This is a genomic window from Halomonas sp. WWR20 (genome assembly GCF_054602495.1).
The window spans coordinates 1-339 of record NZ_JBTRHR010000033.1 but is presented as its reverse complement, the minus strand read 5'-3'; the positions used below and the strand labels follow the sequence as shown (position 1 = coordinate 339).

The 339-nt window shown below is 66.1% G+C and carries 1 protein-coding gene; it reads right to left on the bottom strand.

Going from position 1 to position 339, the window contains the following annotated elements:
* On the bottom strand, positions 1-339 hold a 339-nt coding region (locus tag ACW4DH_RS19005), incomplete at both ends, for an Ig-like domain-containing protein (protein WP_459637966.1).

The window sequence follows — 339 nt, the reverse complement described above, 5'->3', positions numbered from 1 at the left end:
TGGTCGGCCACCTCCTGAATGTAGTTGTCGCTCGTCGACTCGGGGCCGGTGCCCAGCTCGGCATCTTCCGCCTGGTAGGTGCCGACCGGCGTGGTGAAGACGGGTTCGTCGGGTGTGGTATCGAGCATGAAGTCCGCCGCCGCAGTGGCTTCGTTGCCTGCCGCATCCGTCACGAACAGCGTGGCGGTGACCTCCCCGTCGGGCAGGGCGGAGACATCCACGCTGAACTGGCCGTTGTCGTCCGGCACGACGGTGATGCGCTCGCCGTCGTTGAAGCTGACTTCCAGCGTTTCGATGTCGTCGTCCAGCCCGCTGACCTGGAACGTGGCGGTCTCGGCT